Below are 24,927 nucleotides of genomic sequence, written 5' to 3'. Positions count from 1 at the left end.
TTTCTCCTTAACTCAGTATTGGAATGAAACATTTCGTTTCGTTGAGAAGAATATTACATCTTAAAAAACTGATAGAAAAACGCTGATTTCAGATGAAAATCATCTAAAATATAGATGTGTTTTTATTCTGAAGGGATCACGATATGGCGTTGCCAAGAACCACTCTGGAGCAATGGGTGGTGTTACAAACGGTGATTGAACAGGGCAGTTACGCGCAGGCGGCAACGGTGCTCAACCGCAGTCAGTCTTCGGTCAGTTATGCCCTGAGCGGGTTACAGGAACGCATCGGTTTACCCTTGCTGGAAATTAACGGCAGAAAGGCGACGCTGACCGAACAGGGGCGCGCTTTACTGGCGCAGGCAACACCGCTGATATCGGCATTTTTACAGCTTGAACATCGGGCTGCCGGGCTGAAAGACGGTGTTCGCACTGAGCTGAGTCTGGTGGTCGACAGCGTGTTTCCCAAAAACAGACTGTTCCGCGCACTTAAACACTTTCAGTCGCAATTCCCGGATACACGGGTGCATCTGACTGAGATTTTACGCGGGGAAAGCCTTGCACAACTCAGTGAACAATCGGCCGATTTGTACATCACCACGCTGGCACCTGAAAACGCAATCCATGGCCGTTTTCTGCTGGATGTGGACTTTGTTCCGGTGGCGAAAAGCGATCATCCGCTGTTGTCTTTGCCCGCTCCGCTGACCGCTCAGGATCTGGCGCGTTTCCCGCTGATCAGCGTCGCTGACCGTCACGCGCCGCCTGAAGATAAACATCCGGCAGGCACGGTGGCACACTGGACATTCACCACGGTCGGTGCGGCGCTGGAAGCAATTACAGTGGGTGTCGGTTACGGCTGGCTGCCGCTGGAAAGTGTGGATAACGCGCTGAAAAACGGATTGCTCAGCCGCCTGATGCTGTCAGCCAGAACCGTCAGGCAAACGTCGCTGTATATGGTGCTGGATGATGAAACGCAGCGCTATGATCAGACGGTCAGTGCGCTGGCGAAAAGTATTCTGCAGGAGTGCAGTTTGCTGCCGTGAAATCCGGCAGCACATCGTTTCATAACGCTGTCCCGGTCAGCGAGACGCTTTACAGGCGGCAAGAATATCGAGCTGTGGGTCACGCTCCGACGTCTGTACATTCATCGCGCTGAGCACGGTGTGGAACAGATTGTCCTGTGAGACATCTTTGTCCGCCGCATTGTCTTTCAGGCATTGCATGTCGATTCCCTGCGCTTTCGCATAATTATCGGAAAGCCAGAACAGCATCGGAACATGTGTCTGCTGCGCAGGTGCCACGCTGTATGGCGTGCCGTGCAGATACAGACCGTTTTCGCCCAGCGATTCACCGTGATCAGAAAGGTAAATCACCGCCACATTGTATTTGTCCTGATACTGCTTCGCTTTTTCAATGACCTGTGACACCAGATAATCGGTGTAGAGCAGGGTGTTATCGTAGGTATTCACAAGCTGTTCCTGTGTGCAGTTTTCAATGTCGCTGCGCGGACAGTCAGGCGTGAACTTACGGAATTCCGGCGGATAACGTCTGGAATACGTCGGCCCGTGACTGCCAATCAGGTGCAGGGCAATCAGGGTATTTTTTCCGTCGTTTTTAATATCCTCATCGATATTTTGCATCAGCGCCATGTCGTAGCAGGTGTCGCCGTCGCAATATTTGCCGTCATTTTTAGTCGGGATAATGACGTTTGGCACGCGGTCACAGACACCTTTACAGCCTTCGTCGTTATCTTTCCAGAAAACGGAAACGCCAGCTTTATGCAGGATATCCAGCAAGCCTTCGCTGTTTCGGGCGCGGTTAGCGTCGTAGCTGGTGCGTTTCATATTCGAGAACATACACGGCACGGAAATCGCCGTCGCCGTGCCGCATGACGTCATTTTGCTGAAATTCACTACATCCGCAATGGCCTGCGTGTACTGGTTAGTCGGTTTGCCATAACCATTCCACGACTGATTTTTCGCCCGCGCGGTTTCACCCACGACCAGGAAGACCAGATTCGGTTTCTGGCCAGGCTGTTGTACCAGTTTTGCATCGTTGCCAATCGTCTGGAACGGTATTTTCGGCGTGAAATAACGGTGATTCATGTACTGGAAAGCGCTGTACAGATAGTTAGTCGGGACGATTTCCAGATTGAGCGTGCGGTTGTTACGCCCCACAGACGCATAATCTTTATAGAAAACACCGGCGATCGACGCTACTACCAGCAGTGAAATCACCATCGACATCAGACGCACACCGAGACGGCGCAGGCGGGTCTTTTCATAGCTTACCGGCGTTACGAATAACAGAACAGCGGGCAGGATGCCGGTAAACACAAACCACAGCACCACCTTCAGATTGAGATACGACGTCGCCTCAGCCGATTGTGTCTCGATAATGTTTTCAATCATGCTTCGGTCGAAAACGACCTGAAAGGTCATCATGGCAAAACTGGCGAGGGCGCTGAGCGGCAGCACAATGATGAAGAAGGGCTTAAGCAACGGCCGCAAGCTAAAAGGGGTGAACACAAAGTTCAGTGCAGCAAACAGGGCGACAGGAATGCTCAGGGCAAAAGCCAGGTTATAAGCCGGCAACGCATGGAGAATGCGGTAAAAGTGCAGCAAAATCGGCAGGTTGACCACAAAAGTGAAGTACAGCGTTAAGAGCAAGGTCAGCTTGAAATAGCTGATTTTTGGCAATAAATAGCGCAATGCAAACTCCCAAAAGGGGTGAAAAAGCCAACGTAATGCGAGGCAAACATAACGTGCAGAAATGATTGGCAGGAATCATATTAGTTCAAGCTTAAGAAAGCCTTAACGGGAGTGTCATAAATGTTTAACGTGATGGGTTTTTAGAAAAGGTTCAGAAAATAAATAAAATATAGTTAGCCAGTTTTCTCCTCCAGACCCCTTATCCTGTGCGGTATAGCGCGACGCTGTTCAATAAGAAACCGTTTCGTTTAAGCCTTTCTGAGCGCGTTTCTTCCGCTCATTTTGACCTTCCCTGATTACTCCTGACACGTTTAATTCACCACTGGCGGCTTACCGGCTGTCAGAAGGACGTTTGTGTTGATTTCATCTTCGGCCACCATCGCGGCCAGCAGTATCATCGAATCGGATGTCATTATCGGCCCGCGGGTGGTTATCGGGCCTTTTTGTATTATTTCCGCCGGTGTGCAAATCGGTGAAGGGACCATTATTTCTTCGCATACGGTCATCAACGGCAATACGAAAATCGGGTCAGATAACCAGATCGGCATGGGCTCTTCGATTGGCGAAATCAGTCAGGATCTGAAATATGCAGGAGAACCTGCCTGGCTCGAAATTGGCAATCGCAACAGGATCGGCCGCCACGCGACATTGCATCGGGGAACCGCACAGGGCGGGGGATTGACCCGTATCGGTGATGACAATACTTTCGAGCGCGGTGTGCATATCGGCCATGACTGTCTGGTAGGGAATGCCACGTTTATGGGCGAGAACAGCGGACTGGCCGGACACGTTGTGCTGGGAGATGACACTTGCATTGAAGCCATGTGCGCGGTGCATCAGTTTTGCATTATTGGCACGGGAGCCCGTTTGCTGGCCGGTTCCTGCGTTGTGCAGGATGTGCCGCCTTATGTTCAGGCGGGTGGAAACCGCGCATCGCCGCAAGGAATTAATGAACAGGCCGGAGCCTTCAGGCAGGCGGAACCCGCTGTGCGCGAGGTGATCCATTATCTGTATGACCTGCTTTATCACCAGCAGGCGGCGGTCGAAAAAGTGAGACTGGAGATCGGACGTCTGAGTGTTGAATATCCGTTGCTGTGCCACTTCAATGAATTCTTCCTCCGTTCAGCACGCGGGGTTGTGCGCTGAACGGAGGAAAGGTCAGTCAGGCTTCCAGGGCTAACAGCGCGAAAGTCGCCAGCCAGTGTTCGCCCATATAGGTGCTGTCGAGGTGATCCAGTGCGCTATGCAAATGCGCTTCGGCGGTCTGGCGCAGGAGCGCCGCACGCGGATCACCCGCAGGTAACGCCGACGCCAGCGAACGCTGACACCAGGCCCGGCTGAGATTGAGTCCGTCGAGATGGCCGATTTTGCCATCATTGCGGTCAGTCACGGTCGCCGGCGTGAACAACGTCGCGGGCTGGCTGTGTGCCAGTTCCGGCAGGAAACGCCCGAACCAGGTGACAAAGGCGTCGCGAGGTAACACGCGGCGCATCAGTTCGGCTTCCATCAGTGAAGGCGAAAGAAATTCATCACCACCTGGTTCCCACGCCTGACAATGCACATCTTCAAGATGCCAGCGTAGTGCCGTTTCTTCGATGGTTGATGCCAGCACAGAATGTTTAACGCTGCGCGCATAATCGAGCGTCAATGCCAGAGCAAAGGCGGTATTAAAGTGACTGCCGACGCGCAGCGGATACGTGGCTTTTGGCAGAAAGTCAGTGAAGCTTTTCTCAAAGAAGCGACTCATCGGCGCCAGCGTTTTGGCCCATCCTGCGGCCTGCGGCAATGCCATTTCATGCAACTGCTGAGTGAGCGCCAGAAACCACGCCCAGCCGTAAGGACGCTCAAACCCGTTATGTTGCGGCTGTTGCAGATACGCCATCTCACCCGCGACGTTTTCGGCGGTGAAATGCTCGTTCACCACGCTGATGATTTTTCCGGCTTCCGGCAGCTCAGGAAAGCGATTCAGTAAGCGCAATAACAGCCAGTAACCATGAACGCAGGAATGCCAGTCGTAGCTGCCGTAAAATATCGGATGCAGCTGACGCGGAGTCTGCGCATCCGCCGCGCTGCCCATGGCGTGCATCAGTTTATTGGGATACTCGCGTGTTAAATGGTTGAGCGCCAGCGAGGCAAAACGGGACGCCATTTCTGGCGTCAGGGTCGTTGTCGGTTGCGTTGTCATCTTTTCCCTTATCAGAAACGGAACACAAAGAGATACATAAAGGCGGTGTTGACCAGCAACAGCAATACGCCGGTTTTCCACTGTGCTTTGATCACGCCATTTTTATCCTGCAATTCAAGTAAAGCCGCCGGAACGATGTTGAAATTCGCAGCCATTGGCGTCATCAGTGTTCCGCAAAAACCGGACAACATCCCGATAGCGCCCATAATCGCGGGGTTTCCGCCCAGTTGATTAACGATGAGCGGCAAGCCGATACCCGCTGTCATCACCGGGAATGCGGCGAACCCGTTACCCATAATCATGGTAAACAGCGCCATGCCGAAGGTATAAGCGACAACAATCGCCAGCGGAGATCCCAGCGGAATAATGTTTTTCACCAGTTCAGACACCACGCCGCCGACGCCCGCCAGTGCAAACAACGCGCCGAGTGCGGCCAGCATTTGCGGCAAAATAGCCGCCCAGCCCACGGTATCCATCGTCTGACCGCCGGCTTTAATCGCCTTAACCGGCGAATCGCGCAGCATGATCAGCGCAGCAATAAACGCCACCAGCGTGCCGATCACCAGTGAAATCAGCGTGACGTTTTTGGCTTCCACCAGCGGCGTATATTTCAGCGTCAGGGTGCCAATCAGGGTCACAATCGGGATCAGCAGGGCGGGAATAAACAGTTTGTTGCCAAAACGCTTCGCACCCGCCTCACGTTTTTCTACCATTTCCGGCTGATCGTTATCGGTTTTGCCTTTACCGAGTTTTCCGGTACCGGCAATAATGGCCAGTAATATCGCCATGCAACCGGTGACGAAATGCGGTAACTCGCCGCCAAACAGGAAGGTAATGCCGTAAATGCCCCAAAACAGCGCGTTTACGTAACGGCGTGCGTTGCTTTTATCGCGCAGGTTAAAGAAGGCGTAAGCACAAAACATCAGTCCTGCAAGGATATAAACGGTTTGTAAGCTGATCATTTCGCTGCGCTCCCGTGATGAACGTCAAAACGTTTTGCCAGCGAGCGGTCAAGCAGCCACAAACGAATAAAGTGGATAATCAGCGCAGCGATGGCCGTCGGGATTGCCCAGACGGAAAGATGCAGGGGCTCAACGTTAATACCGTATTGCTCAAGAAAACCTTTGATCAGCAGGATAGATTGCACGGCGATGAAGATATCCTCACCGAAAAATACCGCAACGTTATCCGCCGCCGCGGCGTGAGCACGGATTTTCTGGCGCACATCATTGGGTAAATCACCGTATTTGGTGGTAGCCGCCGCTTCTGCCATCGGTGCAATCAGCGGGCGAACCATCTGCGCGTGGCCGCCAAGAGAATTGAGCCCCAGCGCAGCGGTCATCTGGCGCAGGAAGAAATACAACATCAGCACACGGCCGGTGGTGGCAGCGTGGACTTTCGAAATCAGATGCCGCGCCTGTTCCTTGAGGCCGCTGCGCTCAAGAATGGCAATCACAGGAAGCGTCAGCCAGATCAGGCCCATATAACGGTTATCGGTAAAGGCTTTGCCGAAAGCGCTGATAATCTCAACGGTGTGCATACCGCCCGCCAGCCCGGTTGAAATACCGGCGACGGTGACCACTAATAATGGATTAAACCGCAGTGCGAATCCCAGCACGACGATCGGAATACCAATTAAAACCCACATGGTGTGTCCCTCAATGTTGTTGTGTTTGTTTTATATTTTTGATGGTTCTCTGCCTGGTGAATACACCGGTAATAACCCTGTGTAATTACATAGATCTAATTCGCATAAAAAATGCGTGAAGCGGAAAGTAACAAGCGTGATGACTGAACGCAAGATGGAAAAAATGCGAAAAATCTCACAGGGGAATGGTTAAATAATGCAGTGAATTAATCCTGCAATATAAATAACTAACGGCAGATTTTTATCTGGTGTATCTGACAGGTGAGGGGAGAAATAGCAGAATAATAAACCCGGCGCTCAGGCCGGGTTTGCAGGAAGGACAGGAAAGAGAAAAGCGGTTATTCGTCGTCCTCGTCGCCGTAATATTTCACGCCGAGTTTGATGAGTCCGCGCCCCTGCGATTTACGGTGTAAGTTGCTGTCACGTAAGGAGTAAACGCATCCGCAGTATTCCTGCTGATAAAAACGCTCGCGCTTGCTGATTTCAATCATTCGCGCTGAACCGCCTTTTTTACGCCAGTTATAATCCCAGTACACCATGCCCGGATAAGGCGCGGCCGCACGTTCGCCGCAGCCGGTAATTTGTTTCATATCTTTCCAGCGCGAAATACCCAGACAACTGGTAATGGCACTGAAACCATTTTCCCAGGCATAAAGCGCCGTGCGTTCAAAGCGCATATCAAAACACATGGTGCAACGCTCGCCGCGCTCAGGCGCATTTTCCATTCCTTTAGCGCGCTCAAACCAATTATCGGTGTCGTAATCTGCATCAATAAATGGAATGCCATGCTGCTCAGCGAAACGCATATTTTCTTCTTTGCGCAGCATATATTCTTTCTGCGGGTGAATATTCGGGTTGTAGAAATAGATTGTATAATCGATACCTGACGCCTGAATGGCTTCCATCACTTCACCTGAACAGGGCGCACAGCAGGAGTGCAGCAGCAATTTATCGTGACCTTCAGGGAGTGTGAGCTTTTCGCGGATGAGTTCAGACATTGTTATTCACCAGAATGTAGGATTTTCTTTATCTATTAATACGCTCCGATCATAGAGAACCCAGCGTGACTGTCAAAATTTTCTTGCGGGTTTACGCTTGCGTAGAAGGGCGGTGTATTGTTCAGTGCTATGATAAGGATGATTGCAGGGCGCAGCCCGCTACACAGAGATTTTAAGGAAACAGGTAATGCAGATTATGAGATCGAATCAAATTCGCTGGCTCAGTGTGTTGATTGTGATGGGCGGGCTGTTACTGATTCTTCCTCTTCATTTACTGGCATGTTTTATTGCCGGTTTTTTAGTGTTTGAACTCATCAACGCCCTGACGCCGTACTTTCAGAAAATCATCAGCGGAGAACGTGCCCGCTGGGTTGTGGTCGCGGTTATCGGTACGCTGGTCGTCAGTTTCCTGACGGTGGCGATTGCCGGTATTGCCGATTTTCTGATGGAAGATATGAAAAATCCGGTGGCCTTTAACGCCATGGTGTCGCGTTTGCTTTCCGACGCACAGAGCCGTCTGTCGCCGGTATTGCTGCATTATCTGCCCGCCAATATTGAAGAGTTACAGCGCAGTTTCCTGCAATGGTTACGCGAGCATATTGTGATGATTCAGGCTTTCGGCAAGAACGCGGCACATGTGTTTCTGACGATGATTATCGGCATGATCCTCGGCGCGATTATTTCGCTTCAGCAACCGAATCACGGCGAACATCACGCGCCGCTGAAAAAGGAACTGTTGCAGCGGATGCGTTTGCTGGGCGAAGCCTTCCGCAATATTGTGTTTGCTCAGTTCCAGATTTCTCTGATCAACACCGTTTTGTCCGGTATTTTTCTGTTCGGGATTTTACCGCTGTTCGGCATTCATCTGCCGCTGGCGAAAACGCTGGTGGTGGTGACGTTCGTGTGCGGATTGCTACCGGTGATCGGTAATCTTATTTCTAACACGCTGATTTTCATCGTCGGTCTTTCCCTTTCATTGTGGGTCGGCGCGCTGGTTCTGGCGTATCTGATCATCATTCACAAGGTGGAATACTTCCTGAATGCGCGTATTGTTGGCAGCCGTATTAAGGCGAAGTCATGGGAAGTTCTGCTGGCTATGCTGGTCTTTGAAGCTGCGTTTGGTATCCCCGGCGTCGTGGCCGCACCTATCTACTACGCGTACATGAAAAGCGAACTGAAAGAAGCGGGTCTGATTTAATCCTTTCTGAAAACATGGCGCTTTGCCTGCAGGGCGCCACTGTTTAGTCACTGTACAATCCTTTCAAAAAATCCTGAAAAAAACAGATTCAGGCAAGCAATAGCGAGAATCGTTATATCTGTTTGTCATCTAAAACCCGCATAATTTCCTGGTGCCTGCAGTTCGTGCGGGCATGAAGTATTCCGTTTGCCTACCAGGAGAAAAAAATGACGCTTAACGTTCGTGGTTTCGCTGCACATTCAGCGGATGCGCCTCTCGCGCCTCATAACTTTGTTCGCCGTGACCCGCGTGATACCGACGTTGTGATCGACATTCTTTACTGTGGCGTGTGTCACTCAGACATCCACCAGGCTCGTAACGAATGGCATCAGAGCATTTATCCGATGGTTCCGGGCCATGAAATTATCGGTCGCGTTAAACACGTTGGCGCGAAAGTAAAAGGCTTCAACGTCGGCGATACCGTCGGTGTGGGTTGTATGGTCGATTCTTGTCAGCACTGTGAGTCCTGCGCAGAAAGCCTGGAACAGTACTGTGAAGAAGGCGCTACCATGACCTATAACAGCCATGATCGTCATGATAACATGATGACTTATGGCGGTTATTCTGAACAAATCGTAGTTTCAGAAAAATTCGTACTGCGCGTTTCTGAAAAGCTGGATATCAAATCTGCCGCACCGCTGCTGTGTGCCGGTATCACCACTTACTCTCCGCTTAAGCACTGGAAAGTGGGTAAAGGCCATAAAGTCGCGGTTGTTGGTTTAGGGGGTTTAGGTCACATGGGCCTGAAATTCGCTAAAGCGCTGGGTGCGGATGTGACGTTATTCACCCGTTCTAAAGGCAAAGAGCAGGAAGCTTACCGTCTGGGCGCTGACCACGTAGTGTTGTCTACCGACGCAGAACAAATGGCCGCAGTGAAAAGTCACTTCGACTTTATTCTGGACACGGTACCTAACCCGCACGACCTGAATCCGTACCTGGAAACCCTCAAGCGTGATGGTACGCATATTCTGGTTGGCCTGATCGAGCCAATCGAACCTGCGCTGCACAGCGGTAAACTGGTCATGGGCCGCAAAACCGTTGCCGGCTCCCTGATCGGCGGTATCGCGGAAACCCAGGAAATGCTGGATTTCTGTGCTGAGCATGACATTTCCTGTGATGTGGAAATGATCGACATGCAGGATATCAACGGCGCTTACGAACGTATGCTGAAAAGCGACGTGAAATACCGCTTTGTTGTTGATATGGCTTCACTGAAAAACGCCGGTTAACTTTTATTGCGCATTGAAACGCGTGTATTGCGCATTGGATAGCGTGTATTGCACGCTGAATAGCCTTTATTACGCGTTGACTAGCAATATTGGCTAAATAGCGACCTAATGCGTCTGTCCTGAATATTGAGTTAAATCAGCAGGGCAGGCGCATTGTGGCGAAATTTACTCTTTACACGTTTCTGTGACTTCTCGGCTTGAAAGCGCGGTGGTATCCTGCTGCCTTTCGCCGGGCGAAGGAAAACCAGTGGCTAAGAGTTTTGATGAACTCATCAGAGACATGGATCTGATGATTGAACATGTGGACAGGCTGAAAGACCTGCCGCCACGTGCAGCGCAACCAACCGCTGCGGACAAACCTGCGTACGATTCTTTCGGTGAGATTTTCGCCCTGAAAGCCGTGATGCGGGCTTTTATTTCTTCTGTCGACACGATTGTTAAAGTGCAGATTGCGAAGAAAGTCGAACAGGATATCGGCCATCTGGAGAATACCGTGCGGTCAATCGGCGGTGGCAGTGCTGACGCGGAAGACGTCGCGCAAATTACGGCTTATGTCCGTAATGCAGTTTCAGAGCTCATGGATTAATCCAGCACGCAACATTCGTGCTGTAAAACGCCGGTCACCGTGTCTTGTAAAGACAATATGTGACCGGCTTTTTTTTGGACTTTCTCACCCATAGGCGCGGCGTCTAAAAGCGTCTATTCTTGCCTTAACTCCTTTTGCTGGTGTCGTTTATGTCTCAGGATTACCGCTATTTCGCGTCAGCACGACGCAGATGTTATGCCCTTTTATTTGATCACCGCACACGCAGCGGTCGCCGGATGGAAACCTTCTGGATTGTTATCTCGCTGCTGAGTGTCATTTCTTTGTTCATTGAGTCGAGCGCAAGTGATCTCTTCCCCAATTCGCCGAAGATATTGCTACAGCTTGGCCTGATGGAAGTGGTGTTCACCGCCGTGTTTACGGTGGAATACTTGCTGCGGTTGATTTCCTCACCACGAAAAACTCGCTACCCGTTGAGCTTTTTTGGGATTGTCGACCTTTGTACTGTGTTGCCGATGTATATCATCTGGTTGATACCGTCGCTCACGTTGTCAACGAATCTGATGGTGCTGGTACGTCTGCTGAGAGTCCTGCGGGTACTTCGGGTGCTCAAATTGCTGCGCTATATGAGTGATGCCGGGCTCTTGTGGCGCAGCCTGATGCGCGCGCGACGTAAACTGGGCATCTTCTTCGGGTTTGTGGCGATCATCTTGTGTTTATTTGGCGGACTGATGTTTGCGGTAGAAGGGGGGAATGACGGTTTTAGTTCACTGGGAACCTCAGTTTACTGGGCGGTGGTCACGCTCACCACGGTCGGTTACGGTGATATCACGCCACATACCGCGCTGGGGCGAATGCTGGCATCGGTGCTTATTCTGCTCGGGTATTCCATCATTGCCGTTCCTACCGGGATTTTGACCGCTTATATGTCACAAGAGTTGGAAAAAGGACGTGCGGCGCGTTCTTGTCAGATTTGTCTGCATTCAAGACATGAAATTGATGCAAAATTTTGTGCGCATTGCGGAGCGGTTCTTGAAGCCGATACTTCCCAACCTGTTGAAAAATAGCCTGATAACTGCTCAATGATTGTACTATCTGGTACGTATTTCGACTATTTTTGGGGTTTACCTCACCATTGCATTAAAAAGAGTTGCTATTAAAGGGCAGTCATGAGTAAATACATACCGGCCTGTGGTACAGACCTATTTATGCACGACATCCTGAGTAAAGTTGTTCCAATTTAAAGCGTTATCCATGATAACCCTGCTCTGACGAATTTCCTTCTTAGTGCCTCCATAAGTAACGACTGAAATCCGGCTATAACATGCCCATGGTGGCGAAATTTATTTTTAAAAGGTAATTCCTATGTCAATGATGAAAGGTCAGGTTAAGTGGTTTAACGAGTCTAAAGGCTTTGGCTTCATCACTCCTGCTGACGGCAGCAAAGATGTGTTCGTACACTTCTCCGCTATCCAGGATCAAGGTTTCAAGACCCTGGCTGAAGGCCAGAACGTACAGTTCACTATCGAGAACGGTGCTAAAGGTCCGTCTGCGGCTAACGTTACCGCTATCTAATCTTGCTTTACCGCTGTTTCAGCGATAAACGTAAAGATAACAAAAACCCGCATGCGCGGGTTTTTTTACGTCTGTAGTTTGTCGATCTGGCTTATGGATCCTGTGTCAGGATGTCATTTGCAGATGCAGAAGGCGGAGTTTGCTCTGCAATAACTGCTTTGCCGGAAGGTGCTGGCAAAAGAACAAAAAAAAGCCCGCATAGTGGCGGGCAAAAATATTTCTTATGACATTCATTGTTGTACTCCCTCGGGGGTGAGCACGCTGTCAGTATAGTGGATATCAAAGTCAGGATTCTGGCCGAAATATGTTAAGGAAATGCAAATAAGTGCCGCAGGGTTATTTTCTGCTTTTCAGGCTAACTTTCCCCTCGCCACCTGCTTTTGTGTGGCGGTCTGTACTACAATAAACATAATTGAAAACCATGGGATAACCTGATGAAAGTTAATGATCTTGTGACAGTGAAAACCGACGGTGGACCACGCCGTCCGGGTAAAGTATTAGCCGTTGAAGAGTTTTACGAAGGCATCATGTATCTGGTGTCGCTGGAAGATTATCCGGCAGGCATCTGGTTCTTCAATGAAGGTGACAGCAAAGACGGTACATTCGTCGAACCGCGCGAAGGCACCGAATAGTCTTCGCCTGCAAACAGGCTGTCGGCATAAAAAAACACCGGGGCAAATGCCGCCGGTGTTTTTGTTTCTAAGGCTGTCTTTTAAAGCAATGTTGCGGGATCAGAACGTTTCCCAGTTAGGCTGTTCGCTGGCCTGTTTGGATGAACGCGAGTCCGGGGCGGAAAGGGTGCGAACCGTTGGCTGGCGCTTTGCCGGAGCACGTTGAGTGGTGCCCTCAAGACGAAATACCGCGACGGCCTGAGTCAGACGCGCAGCCTGTTCTTCCAGCGATGCCGCCGCCGCAGAGGCTTCCTGCACCAGTGAGGCGTTTTGTTGAGTGACGCCGTCCATTTCCGACACGGCCAGACTGACCTGACTGATCCCGCGGCTTTGCTCGTCAGAGGCGGAAGCGATTTCACCCATGATGTCCGTAACGTGACCGACGGCGGTGACGATTTCAGACATTGTATCGCCTGCGTCGCCGACCAGAATGCAGCCTTCGCCCACGTAATCGACGGATTCTTCAATCAGCGTTTCAATTTCTTTCGCGGCCTGCGCACTTCTTTGCGCCAGATTGCGCACTTCGCTGGCGACAACGGCAAAGCCGCGGCCCTGTTCGCCCGCCCGCGCGGCTTCCACCGCGGCATTCAGCGCCAGAATATTGGTCTGGAAGGCAATACTGTTAATCACGTTGGTGATTTCAGCAATTTTGGATGAGCTGCGCGAAATTTTATCCATCGTCGTCACCACATCTTCCACAATGCTGCCGCCTTTTTGCGCTTTGCGCGAAGCATCAGCGGCCAGTTTGCTGGCGTGATGGGCATTTTCCGAGTTCTGTTTCACGGTCGCGGTCAGTTGTTCCATGCTGGCGGCGGTTTCTTCCAGCGCAGCGGCCTGTTGCTCGGTGCGGGAGGAAAGATCGGTGTTACCGGAAGCGATTTCCGTTGAACCCTGATAAATCGACACGGCACCTTCACGCACGGTCAGCACCGTGGACGCCAGAGAGTGCTGCATCTGCTCAACATTGCTGCTCAGCACACCGATTTCATTGCGACCATTGCTCTGACCTGGTTGAGTCAGGTCGCCTTCGGAAATTTTCTGAATACGCGTCACCAGACGGTTAAGCGGATTAATGATCACTTTGCGCATCACCAGATAGGTGATGAAGGTCAGTACCAGCGCCAGCAGGAAGCCGCCCGCCATCAGCGTATAACCGAGAACGGCGTTACGCTGGGCTTTGTCATTAATGGCGTTGGCGGTTTCGGTGCGATAGGCGATGGCAGCCAGTAACGGTATGTTGTTGGCCAGATCGAGGTTGCGCACGGTTTCTGCTTCCTGAGAAATGACTTCTTCAAAATGCGCCTGTTTGGCTGATTCCAGCATCGGTGCCATGCCTTTGGTCAGATAATCGTTGTAAGCTTTTTTCAGCGGCTCATCGAGCGCCAGATCCTTTTCTGTTTTATTCGGGCGATTGATATAGCTCTCAAAAGAAGACTGCGATTGTTTAATCCGGCTGGCGGCGTCAGTCAGGTTCTGATTAAACACATCCTGATCGCCGACACGGGCAGCAGCAGCGGCCTGGATCAGCAACAAACGCGCCGTGCGCAGATGGTTAGAACTGTTAGAAAGCGCCAGACGAATTTGCAGTTCCTGCGTGGCATTCGCGAGTGCGGCATTGCTTTGCTTAAGAAAGAAGCTGGACGTACCGATGGAAATGGCGAAAAGAAACAGGATCCCGGTGAGGATCAGGCTAATCAGGGTAATCAGTCGAATATTGCTGATGAAAGACGTTCTGGAATCTGAAAGGGTAGGAGTATCCATATTATTTTATTCCGCTCTGTTGATCCTGCATACCGTCGGTTCCGGACGGTAAGTAACAGCGATGTAGACATTGCCAGCGGGCAAGTCCTGCCGTGACGAAAAGAAAGCGCCAATAAGATTCATCGGCATTTGAGCGGAGGTATTCAGTTTATATTTGTGGCGCAGATCGCATTTTTGCAGATTTATCGCGTTCGCTACAGGCTACGTCAAGACACAGCCTGTAGCGGGGACCGGAGAGAGGCTAATTAACGTATATTCCGTTGGTGAGTTGGTCACACAAACGAACAACGTGATAAATAATATGTTTATTCGGTGACTTTATTTTCCGCTTAATATTTCCTTTATATGAAGACACCGTTTTTGTTTTGATTTGCAACTTATCGGATATTTCAATCGTTCCGTTACCTGACATCCACATTCTTAACGTGGCGGATTCTGAACGGCTGAGCATCACCGGTCTGATATCCAGCGCCGCACAACTGGCCGGATCCTGTGCCTGCGGCAGTGAGGGATGATTCAGTAACTGACGGAGCGTTGCTGCCTTAATTGATTTCGAGGTGATAATCACGTTCTTTCGAACAAAAATATATTCTTCAAAATGAATACGCGTACGCGACATGAAGATAAAAAATAACGTTTCAGGGCAGTCAGTAATCAGTTCACCCAGCCGCTCTTTGTTATGCGACTGAGACAACATGCAATCCTCATTAATAAACACCACAGAGGGTTTGAGTCTGACGCATCCGGCCTGAAGCTGGTCAAAACTGCTGGCGTAACTGATTTCCTGTTCGCTGGTGAGTAATTGTTGCAAGCCCAGACGGGTATACCGGCATGGATCCAAGATTATCGTTTGCATAGTAAGTCCTCGTAGGACGTCCTTGTTCTGCATAATGATTGGATTCTTTGGTGTCAGCACAAAGCGCAAAGAATGCGCGCTGACTCTACTTTTTGCATGAAAGTTGACCGGTTGGAAGTGTTATTTTTTGTTGTTCACGGACAGGGAGGTTTTTGATTAATTTGGTTTATGTCAGGATTAACTTTGTAACTGAACAAAAAAAGGAAACTAATTCGGATTATTCTTAATGGATGTAAGGACATAGAAGAAAGGCTTAATAACAGGTGTGTTACAGTAACACTCTGCAACACTTCGCAGGGAGATGATGATGCTGCTTATGCTTAAAAACAATTCACGAATGAAAAATGGCAACAAAAGCGGACGCAGCGTGTCAGCGCTGCGTCACTGTGATTACCAGTAGGATTGCCAGCACTGGGTCAGGCGCGTCAGGGCTTCAACATAAAAATAATCGCCCCAGCTGCAACACTCATCCACGCCTTTACCGCTCGCCATGTGATACACAGAATGCTTAAGCAGACCATCACAATCTTCCTGCTCACCGGTCAGATAATTCTCAGTCAGTGAATCCATGATGCGAAGCGCCATTTCCTCATAACAGGCGCGCTTGTCGTCCGTGGCGGGCAGGGTCGTTGCCAGACTCAGCAGGCCGCACACCGCAATGGCAGCGGCTGAACTGTCGCGGACGGCATCGGTGCCCAGCAGCGCCAAATCCCAGTGACACACATCATCTTCCGGCAGACGGTTAAGGAAATAATGTGCCAGGCAGCGTGACAGCTCGACCTGTTCTTCATCACCGGTATAACGGTAGCTGAGAAGGAATCCGTAAATGCCCCAGGCCTGACCGCGAGACCAGCAGGAATCATCCGCATAACCCTGATGCGTGTTGCCGAAACGCGGTTCACCGGTCACGGTATCCATGTAATACGTGTGATACGTCGACGCGTCCGGGCGCACAATATATTTCGCAGCCTGCTCCGCATGGGCGCTCGCCGCGTCTGCAAAGCGAGGTTCGCCGGTTTGTTCACTTGCCCAGTAGAGCAATGGCAGGTTCATATTGCAGTCAATAATCATGCGCCCGGCCTGTTCCGGATCCTTTAAATCCCCCCATGCCTGAATGATTTTTGCTTTGCTATTGAAGCGTTCCATCAGAGCTTCGGCCGCCAGCAGGGCAAATCCGCGTGCCTGACGATTGCCGGTCAGTTTAAAGGCGCTGACGCAGGACAAACTGTAGAGAAAACCGAGATCGTGCGTGGCGGTATCAATGCGGTTAGCGATGCGGTTACCAAATGACGTCACCTGTTTTTCTGCCGCCAGCCGGTAACGGTCGTCGCCGGTCATCTCATACGCCAGCCACAGTTGTCCGGTCCAGAAACTGGTGGTCCACTCCACATTCTCCGTCAGTTTGTAGTGGCCGTTTTCGCAGGTTTCTGCCGGAAACTTATCGCCAAATTTATCCAGATTGCGGGAAATTTTACTGAGCACCACCTGGCGTGCCCGTTGTAATTTTTGCGCGAAAGCAATTCTGTCCAGCTGGTTAAGTTCAACGGGCAGTAACTTTTCTTTCGTGATGTTGAGCGTCATAACGTCTCCCTTTTGCAGAGCAATAAGTGTCTTAGAGTCATTGGATGGATTTCAGTCGGTCATTTCAGCGGCGCGAGTTCGCCGTTGTTTTCGGCAGGTTCTGCGGGGGCTGGCGTGCCGGAACGCAGGCTGTGACAGGCAGATAACGTGAAAGCAGAAATCAGCGTGAAGCACAGTGCAATGCCGCCCATCACCAGATACGTGTGTTCGAAACCAATGCGGTCATAGAAGTAACCGGCAGGCGGGGCGACCACGATTGAGCCAACATAAATCATTGCCTGATAACCCAGCAGATACATGGTGGCGTTGACGCGTTTGCTGAAATGCTCAGCGATATATTTGAATACCGATACCAGCAGCAGGGCGATTTCCAGCCCGTAGAACGGTTTGATAATCGAAATAAGTAGCGGATCGCTGGTCAGTCCGGAAGCGATCAGACGTATTCCCACTACTGCGCCCACCAGCAGCAGGCCTTTCTTGGCACCGAAATAGTTAGCCAGGAAAGGGATCACCATCATCATCAGGAATTCCAGACCGGACTGCACGGTGCTCAGATATCCGTACCAGGCATTGCCTTGCTCTTTGGTGTCGAAGAAGGTGACGAAATAGCGTGAGAACTGCTGTTCAGCGACAAACATCATCCACGCCACGCCCGCGACATACATTGAGAACATCCAGAATTTGCGGTTTTTGAGCAGCAAAATAACGTCGCTGAACACGATTTTTTGCGCAGAAATCACGTCGTTATTTTTGAGTTCTTCATCACCAATTTTCAGCGACAGCAGAACCGCTAACATCACCAGCGACGTGGCGCTGCTCAGACCGAAGTTCCAGGCCGGAGAAAGATTAAACAGTAAGCCGGAAAACGAGGCCGCCAGCGCCCAGCCGAGCGAGCCCCACATACGCACCTGACCGAATTCCATGTGGTACAGGCGACTGAAGCGGTCGGCGTAAGATTCAGAAGCCGCCACACCGGCGTACCAGCCAAGGCTCAGATACAGCGCACCGGCGATAATCCCAAGCATCAGATGGCTTTCCAGCAGGGGCTGATAAATGTAAATAAAGAACGGCGCCATCAGCGCGGAAACCAGCACGACAAAATAGAGCAGGGATTTGCTCATGCCGATTTTGTCCATGATGTAGCCATAAACCGGCTTCATGATCACCGCGAATACGCCGTTGATGGCAAACACCGTGCCGATACTGACGCTGTCCAGACCGGCCTTTTGGCCGAGCCACAGGGCATACAGCCCGAAGCTTGAAGACCAGGTGAAGAAATACAGGAATATAAAGCTGCTCATTTTATAGTAAGCCGTTTTACTGGCAGTTTTTATCGCTTTCATAGTGACTCCTGAAACGGACTCTGACGGTTAACCTAACGTTATCTGGCCGCGGTGGCCGGGAGACTGCCAGCGCAGTAGCGCACCCTCCAGACTGACTTCCGGCACGTCTTTGTTGCTGATATCACCGGTTGCCGACGCACATACGGCGGTGATCAGCCAGTGTGAACCTGCGGGAAGGCTGTTTTGCAGCACCGGAATGACCGCCGTTTCGGCAAACATAATGCTGCTGTTCGGCGGTGTGATCACCGTACCGGCTTCCCGCACAGCGTGACTTTCCAGGCTGACAATCCGGCTGATGCCGTTACGTGCTGTGACCGTTATCGCACGGCGATCGCCGGTGAATTCAGCTTGCGTGGAAGGTTCCTGAATGACCGCAAATCCGCCTTCGGCTGTATCAAGCGGACGCTGATTTTCGATGTGATGAACCCGCAGATGCCAGTCGCCGCAAGGAATAAGCCAGGTGCGGACGCAAACGTCATGCCACGGCAGCCAGCGGGAATAAATCATCGAGCCGGTGATGCGGGTTTCGGCACAGTCGCGACGTCCGCGAAAATATCCGTCGCCTTCAGAGAACATCAGCATCGAATCACAACCGGCGTGATTCAGCCCGTAACGGCCACGATCCAGTGTGAAACCGAACTGGCTGGAATAGGCGAATTTGGTGTACTTGGCTTCGGTATTTACAAAGTTATTCAGCTCAAGCTGCCCGGAGGTCAGCATCACCACATGCTCACCTTCGGCATCGCGGGTCAGGATCTGACTGGCATGAGGAATGCAGTGAGCGCGGGATAGTTCCGGCAGTGGCGCTTCATCGGCCTGCCAGAACGCATCGTCCTGTGGCAGGGCCAGCACCAGAAACAGTTTGCACGCCCAGTAAGGGGAACCCGGCGCGTTATAGTCTTCGGCCATCACCAGATTTGGCGTGTGATAACCAATACTGAGCACGCCGTCACGGTCAAAAATAGGCTCTTTCAGCCAGTGCCGCAGATGACGCAAGATCACACCTTTGATGATGCCCGGCGTGAAAACGTCCAGTTTGCTGTACGCGGCGGCGCTCCAGAAAGCCGCTTCGGCGAAGCGATAGGTCAGGCTGCGGCCGAAAGGCACGGCCGCACCCTCTGCGGAGAACATGGTGATGAAATCCTGAGCGAAACGCTGCGCACGTTCACGAAGCATGGCGGCACGCGGCGCATCCACATCCGCCATATTTTGTGCGTAAAGCAGTCCGTAATAATGAAACGCCATTGAAATGTAGTAATCACGCGGACGGCCCGGACCATCGGAATACCAGCCATCGCCAAGATAATAACTTTCCATCAATTCAAAACGGGCGCCTGCGGCAGCCTGATCCCAGGGCAGACCGCTTTGCTTAAAGCCCATTTGCACCATGATCGGGAAGAAATTCCAGTTGTTATTGGGAATCGTCGCATCACGCCCCTGATCCAGCCACGCCGCCAGGTTCTGCTGTTCCTGCGGGGTGAAATGCTGCAAGAGTTGCTTATTAAGGAGCGTCAGCCCGACACCGAAGGCGGCCATTTCTACGCATCGCTGATCGAAATCGCGGATATTCCCCCAGTATTGAGGATGCTGCGGGTCGGTACCCAGGCGAATGGCATTCAGGTAAAAGGGCAGATCTGCGCATTCGCCGCCACCGGCCAGCAGCGGGAAAATCCCCCACAGCATGCGCGACAGCGCCTCCATTTTGGCAACCTCTTTACCGTAATGCGTGGTGGAATTTCCCAAATCAATGCCGCTTTTACCTTCTTCTGTATACGGCGACACCGCCGAGAGAAGTTCATTAAGCAGTTGCTGCACATCGTCGCGGGTACGCAACGGATTATCGATATTCACAATATTCAGGGTCATCAAAGTTCTCCCGGTGACTGAATGGGAACCAGAAAATAGGGGTTTATTAATTTGAAATATTATTTCAATTCTCTGCGTCGAGACTGAAATATAGAGAAGTGAGAAGTGCTGATTGTTAACTGCTTCACAGAATGACGTGATTTTTAAAATTGTGGTTATTAAATGGCGGGTAAAAGGGCTTAAATTATAAAAAACAGACTGAAAATTGTGTTTTGTTGTCCTGAAGAAAAAAGACGCAAAAATACACTGCGAGGAAACGACCCGAATGCCCGCATCTGATTATCTCGAACGTATCGCCCTTAACGAACGTCAGGTTTCTTTTAACCGGATGAGCCGCGGCAGCGCCAATTATTTTCACTGGCATCAGTGCCTGGAATTACTTTTTGTCAGTCAGGGCTACGGCATTGTGATTGTCGATAATCAGCAATACACGCTACGACCGGGTCGGATGTTTGTCTTCCCGCCATTCAAACTGCATAAAGTTTTTGTGGAAGCGGACGAGAAGAACGCATATCTGCGCACCACAATTCATCTCGATCATCAGTTGCTGGATGGCTGTCTGCAATCATTCCCGCAGCGCCGCAGGCGATTCGCCAGTCTGTGGGATGCCGACCGTGCCGCGCCTATTTTTGACCTGAGCGATCATGCCAGTCATATCGAAGTGATCCTCGAACAGTTTAATCAGTTGCCCGAACCGCAGGCGGATCAATGGGAAGAAATCACCATGCTTATCCTGCAACTGATGGTGTTTATGCCTGCGGAAGACGGGCAGCCGAAAACCATCAGCCGCACGACGGCTTCGAAAGTGATGCAATGGATCGAAGAAAATTACGTGCGGAAGTTTTCACTGGCAGACCTTGCGGCTGCGCTGGGTCTTTCAGAAAGCTATATATCACGGGTATTCGGGCAGGAAACGGGCGGCTCGATTCAGGATTATCTCGCCACGCGGCGGGTAAAACGCGCCTGTGAACTGCTGCGCTCAACCGACCGTTCGGTTGAGGAAATCGGGCTGGAATGTGGCTTTTCTGATGCGCCGTATTTCATCACCCGTTTCAAGAAAATGATCGGCAAAACGCCGCTGCAATATCGCAAGGCGGCGTTTTCACTATTACCGTGAAATCCTCACATTGACCGCCAGCCAGCGGGGGAAGAACCCAGCGGTGAAGCCGGTAAATCCCACTGCAGCGACGTGTTTTCCAGCCAGACCGGCGCAAGCAAACGCCGGGCATTGCCCCAGACGGTGATTTCCGCCTCCGTTGAGAAGTCGGCTTGTTCTGCGGATCCTATCAGCGGTTCGTCGCTGGCGGCGGATGCGCCATTTTCCATCAGTTCCCGGGCGGTACGTGCCAGCGACAGGCGGAATTCGCTGCCCTGACCGGTCTCCACCCGTTGGGCTAAACCTTGCAAAACGGCTGCGGCCATCAGATAACCAGTGGTGTGATCAAGCGCCTGAACCGGCAGGGGCACCGGTTTATTGCTCCCCGACAGCTTCATTCCCTGTTGCGCAATGCCACAACTCATCTGCACCAGACTGTCGAAACCGCGGCGCTCGCGCCACGGCCCGCTCCAGCCATAGGCGTTCAGACAGACATCCACCAGACCCGCCGCAATAGCACGACGCTGCTCGCTGCCATAGCCGAGTTTGTGCAGCGCACCGGCACGGTAGCCATGAACAATCACATCTGCGTCACGTAATAATTCTTCGAACCGGTGCCGGTCCTGCGGGTTATGCAAATTGAGCCGCGCACAATGTTTACCCAAAGTGACATCGGCTTCCTGACTGGTTTCATCCCAGCCGAAGGGATCGATACGCAACACATCGGCACCCAGTCCAGCCAGAAAACGTGTGGCGACCGGCCCGGCGATGATCCGCGTCAGATCCAGAACCTTAATGCCTGCCAGCGGTTTTTCACGGGATAATGCCCACTGCGGCAGTATGGCTGCCGGTGTTAAAGAGCGCTGAAACAACGGCTCATTGTGCAGGGATTTTCCCTGAATATGCTGCTGCCATTGATCCGGGCTGAGCATCTGCGCGGCGCATCCTCCCGCCTGCACCACGGCCTGTTCCAGTTCAGCCTTTTTCCACATAATGACCCGCTGTGCCAGTGCTTCGCGGCTTTGCGCCTTTCCGAGCAGCGTTTCCACCACTTTGCGGTGCGCAGGCGCATTGGTATGCAAACGGATCCAGCCATCTGCTGTCGCGTAGTCACCCGCCAGACTGTCCCAGGCGGGTGGAATTTCCCAGCCTTCTGGCCTGATGCTGGTTTTACACCAAAGCGACGCCAGCCGCCGGTCGACGGTCACGGTTTCATGTCCGCCATGCCTGAGTGCCAGTAACCGCGACAGCGCCATTCCGGCTAATGCCACGGACGCGGTGATCAGCGGGGTGACCGGATAATAAGACGGCAGATTTCCGGCGCCATTAATATGAAGTGAACAGGAAAGTGAAATCTCACCGGTGAGCTGAGCGTACAGCGCCCGGACCTTCTTCTGGATAAGTTCATCTGACATGCGTTAACTCCGCTGTGAGGAATTTTGCTTTACAAATTTATAACATCTATAAGAGGGTGTGGGAAATTAATGAGTGACACTGTCACAGGGTGAGTTGCAACTTTGCGGTAACAGAATGCTCCTAAAGTCCTCTGCGGTTATCTCCCTTAAACAGGGTATTCTTTACGGCTCAATCCCTTGTTTCCAAAAACCCTCTCAACCCGTGCCATACGGGGGATGAGTGCAGTCATAAGCGCTAACTTTTTCAAGCGAAATATTAGCTGAATGCATTCAATTTCTTGTACTCGGCTTGTGAATTTTACGTTAGCCTTAGGGTCGAAAATTCTGAATACGCGGGGACTGCGTTTTTGTGACGAAGCCCCAGATTTTTTGCCCAGTACAGGAAACGATTCTGGCATGGAACGAAGAGCATTTATTAAAGCATCTATGGCACTCGCCGCCTGGTGTGGTGTGCCGGCAATGTCCACACTGTTCACCCGTTCCGCAGAAGCGGCAGAGGCGAATGTGGCAGACGGCGGCGAATTGCCGTTTGATTTCAATGCGCTGAAAAAAATGGCGAAAGATTTGGCGGACAAGCCCTACGGTGGCGCGCCTCAACCCTTGCCTAAAACGCTGGCTGAACTGACGCCGCAGGCTTACAACGCCATTCAGTATGATCATGCGCATTCACTGTGGAATGGTCTGCCGGACCGCCAGCTGGATGTGGAATTATTCCACGTCGGTATGGGCTTTAAGCGCCGTGTGCGCATGTATTCCGTGGATCCGGTAAAACATATGGCGCGTGAGATTCATTTCCGCCCTGAACTGTTCAACTATCACGATGCAGGTGTGGATACAAAGCAGCTTGAAGGCTTCTCAAACCTCGGATTCGCCGGTTTTAAAGTCAACAAAGCGCCGGAACTGACGCGTCGCGACGTGGTGTCTTTCCTCGGCGCCAGTTATTTCCGTGCGGTGGATGATACCTACCAGTACGGCCTGTCAGCGCGCGGTGTGGCGGTGGATACCTTCACGGATCAGCCGGAGGAATTCCCGGATTTTACTGCATTCTGGTTTGATACCCCGAAACCCGGCGATACCACGTTCACCGTTTATGCGCTGCTGGACGGCATGAGCATCACGGGGGCCTATAAATTCGTGATCCACTGCGAACCGACCCGCGTGGTGATGGAAATCGAAAACCACCTGCATGCCCGCGAGGACATCAAACAGCTGGGTATTTCTCCGATGACCAGTATGTTCAGCTGTGGCACCAGTGAACGCGGGCGTTGCGATACGATCCATCCGCAAATTCACGACTCAGATCGTCTGGAAATGTGGACTGGCAACGGCGAATGGATTTGTCGTCCGCTGAATAACCCGCAGAGTTTGCAGTTCAACGCATTCAGCGATAACAGCCCGAAAGGGTTTGGTTTGTTGCAGCTAGACCATGATTTCGACAATTATCAGGATGTCATTGGCTGGTATAACAAACGCCCGAGTTTGTGGGTCGAACCGGTCGGAGACTGGGGGAAGGGCGCGGTTAACCTGATGGAAATCCCGACGACCGGCGAAACGCTGGATAACGTGGTGTGCTTCTGGCAGCCGGAAAAACCGGTGAAATCTGGCGCTGAGTTCAGCTTCAGCTACAAACTGTACTGGAGTTCTGAGCCGCCGCACCGCAGCCCGCTGGCCAATGTGCTGGCGACCCGTACCGGTATGGGCGGTTTCCCGGAAGGCTGGGCTCCTGGCGAAAACTATCCGCAGGTCTGGGCGCGACGTTTTGCCATCGATTTCGTTGGCGGCGAGCTGAAAGCGTTTGCCGATAAAGGCATCGAGCCTGTCATCAACGTCTCTCACGGGAAAATCAAAAATATCGAGATTCTGTATGTGCAGCCGTTCGACGGTTATCGCATTCTGTTCGACTGGTATCCGGACAGCGATTCTGTCGCACCGGTTGAGCTGCGTATGTTCCTGCGTAACGGACAGACTGCCTTGTCAGAAACCTGGCTGTATCAGTATTTCCCGCCCGCGCCGGAAAAACGCAAGTACATTGACGATCGTAAAATGACGAAATAGTCCCCGTCATCCTTCAGGCCGCAGGTGCGTTGGCTGCATTCGCTCCCCCGAATCACTGACTTTAGTCAGCTCATCGGGATTCGTTCGTTTGCCGCCTTCCTGCAGCTTGAATGATTTGGGGGAGCTGTGACTGATAAAAATACAAAAAGCCCCGATCAT

Annotated in this window: 21 protein-coding genes; 10 read left to right on the top strand and 11 right to left on the bottom strand. The window is 51.7% G+C overall.

What is annotated here, in order from left to right; translation table 11 throughout:
• Positions 1-143: 143 nt before the first annotated feature.
• Entirely contained in the window at positions 144-1,040 is an 897-nt protein-coding gene (locus tag ACJY2G_RS24555) for a LysR family transcriptional regulator (protein WP_159282123.1), read from the top strand.
• Positions 1,041-1,076: 36 nt separating this feature from the next.
• Here ACJY2G_RS24555 and ACJY2G_RS24550 read toward each other — a convergent pair whose 3' ends face one another.
• On the bottom strand, positions 1,077-2,708 hold the full coding sequence (locus ACJY2G_RS24550; RefSeq protein WP_439292297.1) for a phosphoethanolamine transferase: 1,632 nt from the start codon (positions 2,706-2,708) through the stop codon (positions 1,077-1,079).
• Positions 2,709-3,065: 357 nt separating this feature from the next.
• Here ACJY2G_RS24550 and lpxA point away from each other — a divergent pair, with 357 nt between their 5' ends.
• Entirely contained in the window at positions 3,066-3,854 is a 789-nt protein-coding gene (gene lpxA, locus ACJY2G_RS24545; RefSeq protein WP_439292300.1) for an acyl-ACP--UDP-N-acetylglucosamine O-acyltransferase, read from the top strand.
• A gap of 16 nt (positions 3,855-3,870) precedes the next feature.
• Here lpxA and ACJY2G_RS24540 read toward each other — a convergent pair whose 3' ends face one another.
• From ACJY2G_RS24540 to ACJY2G_RS24525, 4 genes are all read right to left on the bottom strand, one after another.
• Positions 3,871-4,893, bottom strand: a complete 1,023-nt coding sequence (locus tag ACJY2G_RS24540) for a DUF2891 domain-containing protein (RefSeq protein ID WP_439292296.1) — start codon at positions 4,891-4,893, stop codon at positions 3,871-3,873.
• Between the two features lie 11 nt (positions 4,894-4,904).
• Positions 4,905-5,855, bottom strand: coding sequence for a DUF979 domain-containing protein (locus ACJY2G_RS24535; RefSeq protein WP_120163426.1), 951 nt, complete (start codon positions 5,853-5,855; stop codon positions 4,905-4,907).
• A complete protein-coding gene (locus tag ACJY2G_RS24530; protein WP_112289257.1) occupies positions 5,852-6,541 on the bottom strand; it encodes a DUF969 domain-containing protein in 690 nt (229 codons plus the stop codon). Before ACJY2G_RS24530 ends, ACJY2G_RS24535 begins: the two co-directional genes overlap by 4 nt.
• Positions 6,542-6,879: 338 nt before the next feature.
• The gene (locus tag ACJY2G_RS24525) at positions 6,880-7,539 is read right to left on the bottom strand and encodes an epoxyqueuosine reductase QueH (protein ID WP_120163425.1); all 660 of its coding nucleotides are present in this window, start codon (positions 7,537-7,539) and stop codon (positions 6,880-6,882) included.
• A 187-nt stretch (positions 7,540-7,726) separates the two neighbouring features.
• Between ACJY2G_RS24525 and ACJY2G_RS24520 the strand changes: the two genes are divergently transcribed.
• From ACJY2G_RS24520 to dsrB, 6 genes are all read left to right on the top strand, one after another.
• The gene (locus ACJY2G_RS24520) at positions 7,727-8,737 is read left to right on the top strand and encodes an AI-2E family transporter (RefSeq protein WP_112289259.1); all 1,011 of its coding nucleotides are present in this window, start codon (positions 7,727-7,729) and stop codon (positions 8,735-8,737) included.
• 206 nt (positions 8,738-8,943) lie between these two features.
• Complete coding sequence (locus tag ACJY2G_RS24515; protein WP_439292295.1) at positions 8,944-10,005, top strand: NAD(P)-dependent alcohol dehydrogenase; 1,062 nt, start codon at positions 8,944-8,946, stop codon at positions 10,003-10,005.
• Between the two features lie 247 nt (positions 10,006-10,252).
• The gene (locus tag ACJY2G_RS24510; protein WP_112289261.1) at positions 10,253-10,591 is read left to right on the top strand and encodes a hypothetical protein; all 339 of its coding nucleotides are present in this window, start codon (positions 10,253-10,255) and stop codon (positions 10,589-10,591) included.
• Positions 10,592-10,740: 149 nt separating this feature from the next.
• The gene (locus ACJY2G_RS24505; protein WP_129638748.1) at positions 10,741-11,616 is read left to right on the top strand and encodes an ion transporter; all 876 of its coding nucleotides are present in this window, start codon (positions 10,741-10,743) and stop codon (positions 11,614-11,616) included.
• Between the two features lie 298 nt (positions 11,617-11,914).
• The gene (gene cspE, locus ACJY2G_RS24500; protein WP_013575246.1) at positions 11,915-12,124 is read left to right on the top strand and encodes a transcription antiterminator/RNA stability regulator CspE; all 210 of its coding nucleotides are present in this window, start codon (positions 11,915-11,917) and stop codon (positions 12,122-12,124) included.
• A 434-nt stretch (positions 12,125-12,558) separates the two neighbouring features.
• Positions 12,559-12,756 carry a protein DsrB gene (gene dsrB, locus ACJY2G_RS24495; protein WP_112289263.1) on the top strand — a complete coding sequence of 66 codons (198 nt, stop codon included), beginning with the start codon at positions 12,559-12,561 and terminating at the stop codon, positions 12,754-12,756.
• Positions 12,757-12,855: 99 nt separating this feature from the next.
• On the opposite strand, the gene ACJY2G_RS24490 is transcribed toward dsrB, so the two are convergent.
• The 5 genes from ACJY2G_RS24490 to ACJY2G_RS24470 form a co-directional block, all read right to left on the bottom strand.
• Entirely contained in the window at positions 12,856-14,556 is a 1,701-nt protein-coding gene (locus ACJY2G_RS24490) for a methyl-accepting chemotaxis protein (protein ID WP_439292294.1), read from the bottom strand.
• A gap of 241 nt (positions 14,557-14,797) precedes the next feature.
• Positions 14,798-15,412, bottom strand: a complete 615-nt coding sequence (rcsA, locus tag ACJY2G_RS24485; RefSeq protein ID WP_112289265.1) for a transcriptional regulator RcsA — start codon at positions 15,410-15,412, stop codon at positions 14,798-14,800.
• A 390-nt stretch (positions 15,413-15,802) separates the two neighbouring features.
• A complete protein-coding gene (locus ACJY2G_RS24480) occupies positions 15,803-16,993 on the bottom strand; it encodes a glycoside hydrolase family 88 protein (RefSeq protein ID WP_439292293.1) in 1,191 nt (396 codons plus the stop codon).
• A 59-nt stretch (positions 16,994-17,052) separates the two neighbouring features.
• Positions 17,053-18,336 carry an oligosaccharide MFS transporter gene (locus ACJY2G_RS24475; protein ID WP_439292292.1) on the bottom strand — a complete coding sequence of 428 codons (1,284 nt, stop codon included), beginning with the start codon at positions 18,334-18,336 and terminating at the stop codon, positions 17,053-17,055.
• Between the two features lie 27 nt (positions 18,337-18,363).
• Positions 18,364-20,202, bottom strand: coding sequence for a DUF2264 domain-containing protein (locus tag ACJY2G_RS24470; protein WP_439292291.1), 1,839 nt, complete (start codon positions 20,200-20,202; stop codon positions 18,364-18,366).
• Positions 20,203-20,467: 265 nt separating this feature from the next.
• Between ACJY2G_RS24470 and ACJY2G_RS24465 the strand changes: the two genes are divergently transcribed.
• Positions 20,468-21,319: an AraC family transcriptional regulator gene (locus ACJY2G_RS24465; RefSeq protein WP_439292290.1), complete on the top strand. Its 852-nt coding sequence runs from the start codon at positions 20,468-20,470 to the stop codon at positions 21,317-21,319.
• A gap of 5 nt (positions 21,320-21,324) precedes the next feature.
• Here ACJY2G_RS24465 and ACJY2G_RS24460 read toward each other — a convergent pair whose 3' ends face one another.
• Complete coding sequence (locus tag ACJY2G_RS24460; protein ID WP_439292289.1) at positions 21,325-22,713, bottom strand: CoA transferase; 1,389 nt, start codon at positions 22,711-22,713, stop codon at positions 21,325-21,327.
• 396 nt (positions 22,714-23,109) lie between these two features.
• On the opposite strand from ACJY2G_RS24460, the gene ACJY2G_RS24455 reads away from it, so the two are divergent.
• The gene (locus tag ACJY2G_RS24455) at positions 23,110-24,768 is read left to right on the top strand and encodes a glucan biosynthesis protein D (RefSeq protein WP_112289271.1); all 1,659 of its coding nucleotides are present in this window, start codon (positions 23,110-23,112) and stop codon (positions 24,766-24,768) included.
• The last annotated feature ends 159 nt before the right edge of the window (positions 24,769-24,927 follow it).

Source organism: Rahnella sp. ATs2, from assembly GCF_051851855.1.
Taxonomy (GTDB): Bacteria; Pseudomonadota; Gammaproteobacteria; order Enterobacterales; family Enterobacteriaceae; genus Rahnella; species Rahnella variigena.
This window is presented reverse-complemented; position numbering and strand designations above follow the sequence as displayed.

Coding starts and splice junctions, on each gene's coding strand:
- ACJY2G_RS24555 (WP_159282123.1), top strand. CDS start 144: ATGGCGTTGCCAAGAACCACTCTGGAGCAATGGGTGGTGTTACAAACG.
- ACJY2G_RS24540 (WP_439292296.1), bottom strand. CDS start 4,893: ATGACAACGCAACCGACAACGACCCTGACGCCAGAAATGGCGTCCCGT.
- ACJY2G_RS24535 (WP_120163426.1), bottom strand. CDS start 5,855: ATGATCAGCTTACAAACCGTTTATATCCTTGCAGGACTGATGTTTTGT.
- ACJY2G_RS24530 (WP_112289257.1), bottom strand. CDS start 6,541: ATGTGGGTTTTAATTGGTATTCCGATCGTCGTGCTGGGATTCGCACTG.
- ACJY2G_RS24525 (WP_120163425.1), bottom strand. CDS start 7,539: ATGTCTGAACTCATCCGCGAAAAGCTCACACTCCCTGAAGGTCACGAT.
- ACJY2G_RS24520 (WP_112289259.1), top strand. CDS start 7,727: ATGCAGATTATGAGATCGAATCAAATTCGCTGGCTCAGTGTGTTGATT.
- ACJY2G_RS24515 (WP_439292295.1), top strand. CDS start 8,944: ATGACGCTTAACGTTCGTGGTTTCGCTGCACATTCAGCGGATGCGCCT.
- ACJY2G_RS24505 (WP_129638748.1), top strand. CDS start 10,741: ATGTCTCAGGATTACCGCTATTTCGCGTCAGCACGACGCAGATGTTAT.
- cspE (WP_013575246.1), top strand. CDS start 11,915: ATGTCAATGATGAAAGGTCAGGTTAAGTGGTTTAACGAGTCTAAAGGC.
- dsrB (WP_112289263.1), top strand. CDS start 12,559: ATGAAAGTTAATGATCTTGTGACAGTGAAAACCGACGGTGGACCACGC.
- ACJY2G_RS24490 (WP_439292294.1), bottom strand. CDS start 14,556: ATGGATACTCCTACCCTTTCAGATTCCAGAACGTCTTTCATCAGCAAT.
- rcsA (WP_112289265.1), bottom strand. CDS start 15,412: ATGCAAACGATAATCTTGGATCCATGCCGGTATACCCGTCTGGGCTTG.
- ACJY2G_RS24480 (WP_439292293.1), bottom strand. CDS start 16,993: ATGACGCTCAACATCACGAAAGAAAAGTTACTGCCCGTTGAACTTAAC.
- ACJY2G_RS24475 (WP_439292292.1), bottom strand. CDS start 18,336: ATGAAAGCGATAAAAACTGCCAGTAAAACGGCTTACTATAAAATGAGC.
- ACJY2G_RS24470 (WP_439292291.1), bottom strand. CDS start 20,202: ATGACCCTGAATATTGTGAATATCGATAATCCGTTGCGTACCCGCGAC.
- ACJY2G_RS24465 (WP_439292290.1), top strand. CDS start 20,468: ATGCCCGCATCTGATTATCTCGAACGTATCGCCCTTAACGAACGTCAG.
- ACJY2G_RS24460 (WP_439292289.1), bottom strand. CDS start 22,713: ATGTCAGATGAACTTATCCAGAAGAAGGTCCGGGCGCTGTACGCTCAG.
- ACJY2G_RS24455 (WP_112289271.1), top strand. CDS start 23,110: ATGGAACGAAGAGCATTTATTAAAGCATCTATGGCACTCGCCGCCTGG.